Below are 11,143 nucleotides of genomic sequence, written 5' to 3' on the forward strand. Positions count from 1 at the left end.
GTGCCGGGCCGGGTGGTCACGCGCGGGCGGTTCCGCGCACCGCCCGGCCCGCCAGCACGTCCGTGCGCCGGCCGTCCTCGATCACGAAGCGGCCGTCGACCAGGACGTACGGGATGCCCGTAGGGAGCGTGCGGGGTTCGGAGAACGTGGACCCCGCCGCCACCGTCGCCGGATCGAAGAGGACCAGGTCCGCGACGTACCCCTCGCGGACCAGGCCCCGGTCCGGCAGCCTCAGCCGGGCCGCCGGGCGCGAGGTGAGGTGCGCGACGCACTCCTCCAGCGACAGAACGCCCAACTCCCGCACGTAGTGCCCGAGGTAGTGCGGGAAGGTGCCGTAGGCGCGCGGGTGCGGCTTGGCGCCTTGGAGGATGCCGTCCGAGCCACCGGTGTGCACCCGGTGGCGCATGATCGCCCGGACGTTCTCCTCGTGGCCCACGTGCTGCAGGATCGTCGGGGCCAGCCGGTCGGCCAGCAGCAGCCCGCGCGCGGTCGCCCAGGGGTCCTCGCCCCGCACGTCCGCCGACTCCCGCAGCGTCCGGCCGACGAACTCCGTCAGGGCCGGATCGCCCACGCCCGAGATCTCGATCGTGTCCCACTCGATGGGCACGCCGTGACAGCCGTCCGAGCCCGTGACCTCCAGGTCGTGGCGGATCCGCTCGGCGGTCCCCTCGTCCGCCAGCCGCTTGAGGGCCTGCTCGGGGCCGCCCTCGTTCGCCCAGCTGGGCAGCATGGCCGCCAGCGTCGTACAGCCCGGGGTGTAGGGATAGGTGTCGAGGCTGATGTCGGACCCGGCCGCCAGTGCCTCGTCCAGGAGGGACAGCAGTTCAGGCGCCCGGCCCTTGTTCACGCCGAAGTTCATGGTGGCGTGGGCGAGATGCAGGGAGCAGCCCGCCTCCCGGGTCAGGGCGACCATCTCCCGGTACGCCTCCAGGGCGCCCGCGCCGTAGGAGCGGTGGTGCGGGCAGTAGTAGCCGCCGTACGACGCCACCACCCGGCACAGTTCGGTCAGTTCGGCGTCCTGCGCGTACATGCCGGGCGTGTACGTCAGCCCGGACGACATGCCGACCGCGCCCTGCTCCATGCCCTTTGCGACCAACCGCCGCATCCGGTCGAGCTCTTCGGGGGTGGCCTCGCGGTCCTCCCAGCCGACGGCGAGGGCGCGGACCGTGCCCTGGGGGATGAGGTAGGCCGCGTTGACCGCGATCCCGCGGTCCAGCCGGTCCAGGTACTCGCCCACCGACCGCCAGTCGAAGTCGATGTCGTCACCGGAGCCGTTCCACCCGGCGATCGCCCGGCGCACCTCGCCGAGCGTGCGGTCGTCGACCGGCGCGTACGACAGTCCGTCCTGGCCGATGACCTCCAGGGTGACGCCCTGTGCGGCCTTGGCGCTGTGGTCGGGGTCGCGCAGCAGGGCCAGGTCGCTGTGGGCGTGCATGTCGACGAAGCCGGGGGAGAGGACCAGCCCCTCCGCGTCCAGCTCCCGGCGCGCCCTCGGCCGCTGGCAGCCGGCCGCCGCGGCCTCCTTCACGATCGACACGATCCGGCCGCCGTCGACCACGACATCGGCCCGGTACGAGGGTCCGCCGGAGCCGTCCACGACCTCCGCGTCCCGGATGACGAGCTCTTCCATCGCGCGGGCCTCCTAGAAGAACGTACGGACGTAGTCGACGACCGTGCCGTCCGCCGAAACGACCGGGATCAGCTGCCACTTGTCGAACGCCGTGCACGGATGGGACAGGCCGAGCCCGACCCAGTCCCCGACCTCCAGATCCGCCTCCGGCGTGGTGCTCAGCCAGGCGTGCTGGTCGGACAGGCCGGTCACCGACACCCCGGTGGCCGGGCGCTCGGTGCCGTCGCGGCGGATCACCTGGGCGAAGGGCAGATCGAGGTCGTAGGCCGCGTCCCGCTTGCCCGCGTTGACGAAGGCCTGCTCGGCGGTGGGCCGCGACACCACCTGCGTCCACAGGCGGAACGCCGGCTCCAGGGCGCCCTCCTCGGGGACCCGGTTGAACGGGGTCAGCTTGCGGTAGTGGCCGTCGTCGTGCGAGACGTAGGCGCCCGAGCGCAGCAACTTGCATACGGGACGGGAGAGTCCGGGGATCTCCGCGAAGACCTCGGCGACCGCGTCGAACCAGGCGCTGCCTCCCGCGCTGACGACGATCTCCTCCACGCCCTCGAAGCGCCCGGCCTCGTCGAAGCCGGCGGCGAGCGCGACCAGCCGCCGCAGCCACGCCGTCACCCGCTCCTGGTCGGCCTTCGGCACCTCGCCCTCGTAGCCCGCGACACCGACGAGCCGCAGGGTCCGGGTGCGCGCCACCGCGTCCGCGACCGCCGCGCACTCCGCCTCCGTACGCACCCCGGTCCGGGCGCCCTCCCCGGCGGCGAGTTCGACGACGACGTCCACCGGCCGCCCGGCACCGCCGAGGGCCGCGTCCATCAGCTCGACTCCGCGCACGGAGTCGACGTAGCAGACGAAGCGGAAGTCCGGGTCGGCGTCCAGCTCGGCGGAGACCCAGCGCAGGGCCACCGGGTCGACCAGCTCGTTCGCGAGGAAGATCCGCCGGATCCCGAACGCGCGCGCCACCCGCGCCTGGTGGGGGACCGCCAGCGTGATGCCCCACGCCCCGTGCTCGATCTGCCGCTGGAACAGCTGTGGCGCCATGGAGGTCTTGCCGTGCGGCGCGAAGGCCAGGCCGTGCCGGACCGCGTACGTCTCCATGAGCTTCAGGTTGTGCTCCAGGCGCTCGGCGGACAGCGCGAGCACGGGTGTGCCGAAGCCGCCGGTGAAGAGGCTGCGGCGCTGGGCGGCCAGCTCGCCCACGGTCAGCCCGTCGGCGTCCGGCGGGAGGCCCTTGAAGCGGTGGTCGACGCGCTCGGCGGCGAGCCGGGCGAGGGACTCGGCGGCGGTGTCGGCTGTCATGGAGCCTCCTGATCAGCTGTGTTGCATTCTCTGCAATCTGCATTGCGTATGTCGCTGAACGCTGTCTAACATCTCGGCCACCCCCGGTCAATGAATCGGCCACCGACCGACCCGACGCCTCGACGAGGAGCTACGAGCATCGTGACCCCCACCGGACCCTGCAACGCCCCCGACGTCGTGGACGTCGTCGCGCTCGGCGAGTCCATGGTCACCTTCCTGCCCTCCCGGCCGGGACGACTCGCCGACGTGCCCTCCTTCGACCGGGGCATCGGCGGAGCGGAGTCGAACGTGGCATGCGTGCTGGCCGCCGCCGGGCACTCCGTGCGGTGGGTGAGCCGGGTGGGGGACGACCCCTTCGGTGATCACCTGGTCGAGGCCATCGGCGGGTACGGGGTCGACGTGGCCCACGTCCGGCGCGATCCCGGCCGCCCCACCGGCATCTACTTCCGCACCGCCGGGGACCGGGCCGGCGACGCGCACGAGGTGGCGTACTACCGGGCCGGTTCCGCGGCGTCCGCGATGAGCGTGACGGACCCCGATCCGGCGGCGGTACGCGCCGGGCGGGTGCTGCACCTGTCCGGGATCACGCCCGCGCTGTCCGCGAGCTGCCTGGAGCTGATGCGCGAGCTGACCGCCCGCCGACCCGGCCGTCCCCTGGTCTCCTTCGACGTCAACCACCGGCCCGGACTCTGGGGAGACACCGACGCCCCGAAGGTGCTGCGGGACCTCGCCCGGGGCGCCGACCTCGTCTTCGTCGGGCAGGACGAGGCGTGGGGGCTGCACAGCCCCGAGGCCGTCCGCGCCGCCCTCCCCGAACCCGACGTGCTGGTCGTCAAGCAGGGCGCCGCGGGAGCCACCGTCTTCGAGAAGCGGGACGTCACCTTCGTCCCCGCCCCGCGGGTCGACGTCGTCGCCGAGGTCGGCGCGGGCGACGCCTTCGCCGCCGGGTTCCTCTCCGCCACCCTGCGCGGCCTGCCCGTCCGGGACCGGCTGCGGCACGGGCACCTCATGGCCGCCGCCGCGCTCACCGTCCCCGGCGACCACGCCACACCCCCTTCCCGGGAGCACGCCGACCTGCTCGCCGCCCTGGACGACGCGGCATGGGGGAGACTGCGACTCGGCCCGGGCTGGACCGCGGAGGCACAGCGGGCCGCCGAGGAGGTACGTACGCCATGAGCCAGACCGTCGACCGCGCGCTGAGTATCCTGCCGCTGCTCGCCGAGGGCCCCGCCGACCTGGGGCAGGTCGCCGACCGCCTCGGCGTGCACAAGTCCACGGCCCTGCGTCTGCTGCGCACCCTCCACGAGCACGGCCTCGTCTACCGCCAGTCCGACCAGCGCTACCGCCTCGGCGCCCGCCTCTTCGCGCTCGCCCAGGAGGCGATGGAGAACCTCGACGTCCGCGAGATCGCCCATCCCCACCTGGTCCGCCTCAACGAGAGCTGCGGGCACACCGTGCACCTCGCCGTGTACGAGGAGAACGAGGTCCTCTACATCGACAAGGTCGAGAGCCGCTACCCCGTGCGGATGTACTCCCGGATCGGCAAGCCCGTCGCCATCACCGTCGCCGCGGTCGCGAAGCTGCTGCTGGCCGACCTGCCCGAGCACGAGCGCCGGGCCGTGGCGGAGAAGCTCGACTACCCCACGTACACGTCCCGTTCGACACCCAACGCCGGCGCGTTCCTGCGCGAGCTGGACAAGGTGCGCGAACAGGGCTGGGCCACCGACCTCGGCGGCCACGAGGAGTCCATCAACTGCGTCGCGGCGCCCATCCGCGGCGCCGACGGCCGGGTCGTCGCCGCGATGTCGGTCTCCGCGCCGAACGTCGTGGTCACCGCCGACGAACTCCTCACCCTCCTGCCGCTGGTGCGCCGTACGGCGGACGCCATCAGCGGGGAGTACTCCGGCAGAACACCAGTGAAGGGCACCGTATGACGGACAAGATCGCACTCACCCCGAAGACCCACACCACGCCGCCGGCGAAGTTCTCGCACGGTGTGAGGAAGGGCAACATCCTCCAGGTCGCCGGCCAGGTCGGCTTCCTGCCCGCCGAGGAGGGCAAGGCGCCCACGCCCGCCGGGCCGACCCTGCGCGAGCAGACCCTCCAGACCCTGGCCAACGTCAAGGCGATCCTCGAGGAGGGCGGCTCCGGCTGGGACGACGTGATGATGATCCGCGTCTACCTCACCGACGTCGACCACTTCGCCGAGATGAACGCGATCTACAACGCGTACTTCGAGGAGCAGGGCCTGACCCAGCCGCCCGCCGCGCGCACCACGGTCTACGTCGGTCTGCCCGCGGGTCTCCTCGTCGAGATCGACGCGCTGGCCGTCCTCGGCTGACCTCCAACACCTCGCCCTTTCAGGCGCGGCGCCACAGGTGCGCCGCGCCGCGCTCCCCCCTACCCCGAAACAGTATGCATTTAAGTAGAGGACCCCCAAATGTCCCTTCCGCTCGCCGCGTCCGCCCCTGCCGAGACCCCACCCCACACCGGAGGCCTGCTCCTCCTCGTGGACGGCACGGCCGGACTGCTCCTCACCGCCGCCCTCGGTATCGGGCTCCTGCTGTTCCTCATCATCAAGATGAGACTCCAGCCGTTCGTCGCCCTGCTCGCGGTCTCCATAGCCGTCGGCCTGGCGGCCGGACTGTCGGTCACCGAACTCTTCGGCACGGTTCAGAAGTCGGACGCCGTCTCCACGATCGAGTCCGGCATGGGCGGCATCCTCGGCCATGTCGCCATCATCATCGGCCTGGGCACCATGCTCGGCGCGATCCTCGAAGTCAGCGGCGGCGCCGAGGTACTGGCGAGCCGGCTCCTCAACCTCTTCGGCGAGAAGCGCGCCCCGCTCGCCATGGGCCTGACCGGCCTGATCTTCGGTATCCCGGTCTTCTTCGACGTCGGCATCTTCGTCCTGGCACCGATCGTCTACGCCGCCGCCAAGCGCTCGGGCAAGTCGATCCTGCTCTACTGTCTGCCCCTGCTCGCGGGCCTCTCCGTCACCCACGCCTTCCTGCCGCCGCACCCCGGCCCGGTGGCCGCGGCCGGTCTCCTCCACGTCGACCTCGGCTGGGTCATCCTCATGGGCATCGTCTGCGGACTGCCCGCCGTGCTGGCCGCGTGGGCGTACTCGGCGTGGATCGGCCGCCGCATCTTCGTCGCCGTGCCGCAGGACATGGTCGAGGCGGCTGAGGAGGCCAAGCAGGCGGTTCTCGACGAGCAGCGGGCGACCGGCACGGAGCCGCGCGAGCAGCCGGTCTCCCTCGGCACGGTCCTCGGCATCATCGGCACCCCGCTGGTCCTGATCCTGGCCGCGACCTTCTCCTCGATCGCCCTGGACCCCTCCACGCTGCGCTCGGTGATCGAGTTCTTCGGCAGCCCCTTCGTGGCGCTCACACTCGCCCTGTTCCTCGCGTACTACCTGCTCGGCATCCGGCGCGGCTGGTCCCGCAAGTCCCTGGAGACGGTGTCCACGGCGTCCCTCAAGCCGGTCGGCAACATCCTGCTGGTCGTCGGCGCGGGCGGCATCTTCGGTGCCGTCCTCAAGGCCAGCGGCGTCGCCCAGGCCCTCTCCGACACGTTCAACGACGTGGGCCTGCCGGTGCTCGTCCTGTCCTACCTGATCTCCGTGGTCCTGCGCGTCGCCCAGGGCTCGGCGACGGTGGCGATCGTCACGACGGCGGGCATCGTCGCCCCGCTCCTCTCCGAGGGCGACCACTCCCAGGCCTTCGTCGCCCTGGTCATCATGGCCATCTCGGCCGGCTCCATCTTCGCCTCGCACGTCAACGACGGCGGCTTCTGGATGGTCGCCAAGTACTTCGGCATCAGCGAGCGGGACACGCTGAAGTCGTGGACGGTGCTGGAGAGTGTGCTGTCGGTGGCGGGTTTTGTGGTGGCAGCCGTGTTGAGCCTGTTCGTCTAGTGCTGTGACCGCGGGGTTTCGCCACCCGGCGCGAGGAACGCGTCCGCATCCGCGGCGAGCAGGGCATCCGACGAGGCGGACTCCCTGCTCGCCGCGCCCTGCTCGCCGCGGCCTGCCCGGCCCGGACTGACAGGAGCCGGGCCGCCCCCGGCACATCACTAGCCGACGCGCTGCATCGCCTTCCGGTGCCGTTCCGCCATCGCGGCCCCGGACTCGCGGCGGGCCATCCTGCGCAGGACGGACGGTGCGAGAAGCAGCCCGGCGACCGCCCAGGCGGCCAGCACACCCGCCGTCTCCAGGTGCCGCCAGGATGCGCCGATCTCGACGGCGGCCGCATCGGCCGGCAGCAGCGCCGAGCGGAGACCGATGCCGAGCCAGTACATGGGGAAGATCTGCCCGACGGTCTGCAGCCACTCGGGCAGCTTCGACAGCGGGAAGTAGATCCCGGAGATCACGATGAGCCCCATCACCGGAAGCATCAGCAAAGCGACGGCGCGCGGACTGTCGACGAGTGAGCCGATGACGGCGCCCATCGGCAGGGTGGCCAGGAGACCCAGCGGCACCACCCACACCAGCGTCAGCAGCGCCCCGCCACCCTGTTGGGCCACCCCGTCCACCAGGAACACCCCCACGGCGAAGGGGAACGCCATGGAGGCGAGAGCCGTCCCCGACACCATGACGATCTTGCCGACCAGGTGGCCGACCATGCCGTGGGGCACGGCCTTGGCCCGCAGCAGGGTGCCGTCCTCGCGCTCGCTCGCGAGCAGTTGGGCCGTGGTCATCATCCCGGTGAACGCGAGCGTCATCCCCAGCAGGCTCGGCAGCATGAACGCGCCGGTGGAGATGCCGGCGCCCTTCAGCGGCTCGTCCCTGGCCAGGTACAGGGGCACGATGAGCAGCACCGTCCAGATCACGTACCCGAACACGTCCTGGCCGGTGGTGAACGTCTGCCGGAGTTCCGTCCAGCCGCGCCGTACCCCCAGCGCCGCCGCGTTCCACACCGGACTCATCGCGAACCCTCTCCGAAAGCGTGTACCGCCTGTTCATCGGGGACGCTCCCCGCCTCGAGCTCCCGCACCATCGTCAGGTAGGTGTCCTCCAGGCTCGCCCGGCGCACCTCCAGCCCGCCGATCGCCTCGCCGTGCTCCTCGAACAGCCGGCGGACGAACCGGGTGGGATCGGCCGTCGTCTCCTCGAAGGGCCGACCGTCCCGCGTCCAGTGCACCGTGGCCTCGGCCGACACCTGCCGCGACAGCTCCTCGGCCGAGCCGTCGGCCACGATCCGGCCACCGGCCAGAATGAGGATCCGGTCGGCGAGCCGCTCCGCCTCGGCGAGGTCGTGCGTGGTCAGCAGAACAGTCGTGTTCTCGTCCGCCAGCCCGCGCACCAGGCCGTGGAACTCGTTCTTCGCCTCCGGATCCAGACCGGCCGTCGGCTCGTCCAGAAACAGCACCTCGGGTCTGCCCACGATGCCGACGGCCACGTCGAAACGCCTGCGCTGCCCGCCGGACAGGGTTCCGACCCGCTTGTCCGCCTGCTCGGTCAGGCCGACGGCGGCGAGGAGCTCGTCGGCGTCCCACGGCCGCCGCACGAGGGCGGTGGAGTACGGCGCGTAGTACGAGCCGAGATGGGCCAGCAGCTCCCGCACCCGCCACTTGCCGTGATCACGCCAGGACTGCAACACGATGCCCAGGCGGGCCCGCCACCGCTCGTCCCCGCCGGCCGGATCGGTGCCGAGAACGGTCACGTCACCGGCCGAGCGCATCCGGAAGCCTTCCAGGACCTCGATCGTGGTCGTCTTGCCCGCGCCGTTGGGGCCGAGCAACAGGACGACTTCGCCGCGCCGGGCCGTGAACTCGACACCCTTCAGTACTTCCTGGCTGCGGTAGCGCATCCGCAGGTCCCGAACGTCGATGACCGTGTCGTTCTCCGGTGGTGGGCTGCTCCCGGCCTCGGATAAGGCGTGAGTGCTCGTCATCGGTGTTCCCCCGTCCGTTCCGTGGTCCGTCCTTCGGGATCAGGGCCGGCCGCCCGGACCCTGCCGGTCGAACATGTTACCGAACGGTCGGTTGGGTTCGTGAGGGCGGTGGCGGTGCTCGGCTTGTTCGCACAGGCGCCGCTCGGTGCTTGTAGGCGTCTGATAACGATGCCGGGGCCGGTTGTGTGCGGCACAGGTTTGTCGACCATACTGCTGCGCTGTGGAGCAGCGCATAGGTTCGAGCAGCCAGCCCCTGGAAGGCGCCGGATTCGACCCGGCCTTCATCCCCGGGCTCACGTCCCCGCGTCCGCACGGACAGGGGACGAGAAGCCGGAGAAGGAAGCCGAGGTCGCGGAAGCCGAAGACGCCGAAGCCGCCGACGACACAGAGGAGACCGAGGAAGCCGAGGGGGCCGAAGAGGCCGCCCCGGAGCCGGTGGAGGACGCCGCGGAGCCGGTGGAGGACGCCGCGGAGGAGGACGCCGCACCGGAAGGCGGTCCCGTCTTCGAGGCGTCCGACCGCCGCGCGAAACTGGTCGCCGACCACAGAGGCGTACGACTCTCCCTGGACGACCAGGAGTGCGAGTTCCGCTGGGACGAGATCGGCGCGGTCGAGACGGAGACCGCCCGCTTCGGCAAGCGCTACACCGTCACCGTCCACACCCCTGACCGGCGCTGGTACCCGATCGAGATCGAAGCACCGGCCAGGAGCCGTTTCACGGAGTGGGACGCCCAGTTGGACGCGGTTCTGGACGCCTACTTCGACGAGGACGCAGAGGAGGACGCCGACTAGGCGCAGTACTGGCCTTCCTTGCCGATCGACCGGTACATGCAGTCCGCGTTCTCCAGCAGCTGCAGCACCGCGTCGCGGTTACGCGAAGTCTCCCGCTCGATGACCTCGTCGGGCGGGTAGAACCCGCCTCCACCGGACCTCGGATACATCTCGAACGTGTACCCGAAGATCTTGTGGGTGCCCCAGAGGTAGTCGTCGATCGACCCGTCCGTGATGTACAGATCGCTGGACTGCTCCGCCGTGTACCCGTTGCTCGCGGCCATCTTCTGCCCGATTGCCTTGAACGCCGCGTTGTCGTCCGCGGTCATCCCGGTTGTCGTGTCCGAGTACGTGTAGCCGAACGGCCAGAGCACCAGTTCGCTGTACGTGTGGAAGTCGACACCGGCCTTGATCTGCTGCTTCCCGCCGACGACCCGGCTGCGCACGAAGTCGGCGACGACCTTCACCTCGGGCGCCGACTCCGCCGCCGTGCCCCGGTAGGTGTCGGAGGACGCCGAGCCGGAGGAGCCGCCGCAGCAGCCCCAGCGGTAGTTCCAGTTGCGGTTCAGGTCCGTGCCGACGTACGACGAACCCGAGTTGGGCTGGCGGTTCTTGCGCCACGAGCGGTACGACCCGGTGGCGATGTCGTACTCGCCGCCGTCCGGGTTGAGGTCCGGGACGATCCAGATCTCACGGTTGTTCACCATGCTGGTGACGCGGGAGTCGGAACCGTAGTCGGAGGTCAGCTCGCGCAGCAGGTAGAGCGCCATCTCGACGGTCAGGTGCTCGCGGGCGTGCTGGTGGTGCGTGAACAGCACCTCCGGCTCGGCCTCGTCGCTGCCCACGTTGTCGCTGATCTTGAGGGCGACGATGTCCCGGCCCTGGTACGACTTGCCGATCACGCGCCGGCTCGCGATCGACGGGTTGGCCGAGACGATCGAGTTGATCTCGGTCGTCATCTCCGCGTAGTTGTGGTAGCGCGAGTCGGCGGACGGGAAGTCGTAGATCCGGACGTCGTCCTCGCCCGCGGACCGGTCGGGCACCGCGCCGAGGGCGGTGACCTCGTAGCCCAGTGTCCGCAGCTTCCTGATCTGGTCCGCGCGCCCGGAGACGACGACCCCGTGGCCGTGGGACTCGTCCACGGTCACGCCCGTGCGCTGAAGTGCCGTGCGGTCCTTGGCCGTCGCGTGCAGATGGACCTCGTACTGCCTGACGTCGTCTGCCGAAGGGGCCGCCTTGGGCGCACTGTCGGCGGTGGCGTCCGGCGCCGTCGCGGACAGGGGCGCCGCGAGGGCGAGTGCGAGAAGGGCGGCGAGGGCGGCGGTGCGTCTGCCGGTGCCGGCCCCGGAGCCTCGTATGCGAAGTCGCATGAAATCTCCTTGCGGGAGGTGGGGTTGTTCCTGCGACGTACGTAGTGCGGGTGGCGCACATCGTTCTGCCAATGGCATGAGCAGGTCAAGACTGAAAGCGGTCGCGCAGTGTACGCGTGCGGCGCGGCGGTCGAGGTGTCCCGGGCGAAGTACACCCACGGGTGTGACTCGCGCGTGCGTATGTG

Annotated in this window: 9 protein-coding genes and 1 pseudogene; 5 read left to right on the forward strand and 5 right to left on the reverse strand. The window is 71.0% G+C overall.

Annotated features, from left to right (window positions below; translation table 11 throughout):
- Positions 1-16 precede the first annotated feature (16 nt).
- A complete protein-coding gene (locus ACQEV8_RS28430; protein ID WP_432965778.1) occupies positions 17-1,630 on the reverse strand; it encodes an N-acyl-D-amino-acid deacylase family protein in 1,614 nt (537 codons plus the stop codon).
- Positions 1,631-1,642: 12 nt separating this feature from the next.
- Positions 1,643-2,920, reverse strand: coding sequence for an amino acid deaminase (locus ACQEV8_RS28435; RefSeq protein WP_432965781.1), 1,278 nt, complete (start codon positions 2,918-2,920; stop codon positions 1,643-1,645).
- Between the two features lie 141 nt (positions 2,921-3,061).
- Here ACQEV8_RS28435 and ACQEV8_RS28440 point away from each other — a divergent pair, with 141 nt between their 5' ends.
- From ACQEV8_RS28440 to ACQEV8_RS28455, 4 genes are all read left to right on the forward strand, one after another.
- Entirely contained in the window at positions 3,062-4,096 is a 1,035-nt protein-coding gene (locus tag ACQEV8_RS28440) for a sugar kinase (protein WP_432965784.1), read from the forward strand.
- Positions 4,093-4,854 (forward strand): IclR family transcriptional regulator, encoded by a 762-nt coding sequence (locus tag ACQEV8_RS28445; RefSeq protein ID WP_311127496.1) that lies wholly within the window; start codon positions 4,093-4,095, stop codon positions 4,852-4,854. Before ACQEV8_RS28440 ends, ACQEV8_RS28445 begins: the two co-directional genes overlap by 4 nt.
- On the forward strand, positions 4,851-5,261 hold the full coding sequence (locus ACQEV8_RS28450) for a RidA family protein (protein ID WP_432965788.1): 411 nt from the start codon (positions 4,851-4,853) through the stop codon (positions 5,259-5,261). The genes ACQEV8_RS28445 and ACQEV8_RS28450 overlap by 4 nt, the downstream gene beginning before the upstream one ends.
- Positions 5,262-5,360: 99 nt before the next feature.
- Positions 5,361-6,839, forward strand: a complete 1,479-nt coding sequence (locus tag ACQEV8_RS28455; protein ID WP_432965791.1) for a GntP family permease — start codon at positions 5,361-5,363, stop codon at positions 6,837-6,839.
- A gap of 158 nt (positions 6,840-6,997) precedes the next feature.
- On the opposite strand, the gene ACQEV8_RS28460 is transcribed toward ACQEV8_RS28455, so the two are convergent.
- Positions 6,998-7,849, reverse strand: coding sequence for an ABC transporter permease (locus ACQEV8_RS28460; RefSeq protein ID WP_432965794.1), 852 nt, complete (start codon positions 7,847-7,849; stop codon positions 6,998-7,000).
- Positions 7,846-8,817 (reverse strand): ABC transporter ATP-binding protein, encoded by a 972-nt coding sequence (locus ACQEV8_RS28465; RefSeq protein WP_432965797.1) that lies wholly within the window; start codon positions 8,815-8,817, stop codon positions 7,846-7,848. Before ACQEV8_RS28465 ends, ACQEV8_RS28460 begins: the two co-directional genes overlap by 4 nt.
- A gap of 220 nt (positions 8,818-9,037) precedes the next feature.
- On the opposite strand from ACQEV8_RS28465, the pseudogene ACQEV8_RS28470 reads away from it, so the two are divergent.
- Positions 9,038-9,609: pseudogene (locus tag ACQEV8_RS28470) on the forward strand (hypothetical protein).
- On the opposite strand, the gene ACQEV8_RS28475 reads toward ACQEV8_RS28470, so the two are convergent.
- Positions 9,606-10,958 carry a M14 family metallopeptidase gene (locus tag ACQEV8_RS28475; RefSeq protein ID WP_432965800.1) on the reverse strand — a complete coding sequence of 451 codons (1,353 nt, stop codon included), beginning with the start codon at positions 10,956-10,958 and terminating at the stop codon, positions 9,606-9,608. The pseudogene ACQEV8_RS28470 and the gene ACQEV8_RS28475 sit on opposite strands and share 4 nt — an antisense overlap.
- Between the last annotated feature and the right edge of the window lie 185 nt (positions 10,959-11,143).

The organism is Streptomyces sp. CA-179760, assembly GCF_050937045.1.
In the GTDB taxonomy this organism is placed as follows: Bacteria; Actinomycetota; Actinomycetes; order Streptomycetales; family Streptomycetaceae; genus Streptomyces.

Excerpts from the sequence above, each read along its gene's own strand:
- ACQEV8_RS28430 (WP_432965778.1), bottom strand. The coding sequence starts at position 1,630 with ATGGAAGAGCTCGTCATCCGGGACGCGGAGGTCGTGGACGGCTCCGGC.
- ACQEV8_RS28435 (WP_432965781.1), bottom strand. The coding sequence starts at position 2,920 with ATGACAGCCGACACCGCCGCCGAGTCCCTCGCCCGGCTCGCCGCCGAG.
- ACQEV8_RS28445 (WP_311127496.1), top strand. The coding sequence starts at position 4,093 with ATGAGCCAGACCGTCGACCGCGCGCTGAGTATCCTGCCGCTGCTCGCC.
- ACQEV8_RS28450 (WP_432965788.1), top strand. The coding sequence starts at position 4,851 with ATGACGGACAAGATCGCACTCACCCCGAAGACCCACACCACGCCGCCG.
- ACQEV8_RS28455 (WP_432965791.1), top strand. The coding sequence starts at position 5,361 with ATGTCCCTTCCGCTCGCCGCGTCCGCCCCTGCCGAGACCCCACCCCAC.
- ACQEV8_RS28460 (WP_432965794.1), bottom strand. The coding sequence starts at position 7,849 with ATGAGTCCGGTGTGGAACGCGGCGGCGCTGGGGGTACGGCGCGGCTGG.
- ACQEV8_RS28465 (WP_432965797.1), bottom strand. The coding sequence starts at position 8,817 with ATGACGAGCACTCACGCCTTATCCGAGGCCGGGAGCAGCCCACCACCG.
- ACQEV8_RS28475 (WP_432965800.1), bottom strand. The coding sequence starts at position 10,958 with ATGCGACTTCGCATACGAGGCTCCGGGGCCGGCACCGGCAGACGCACC.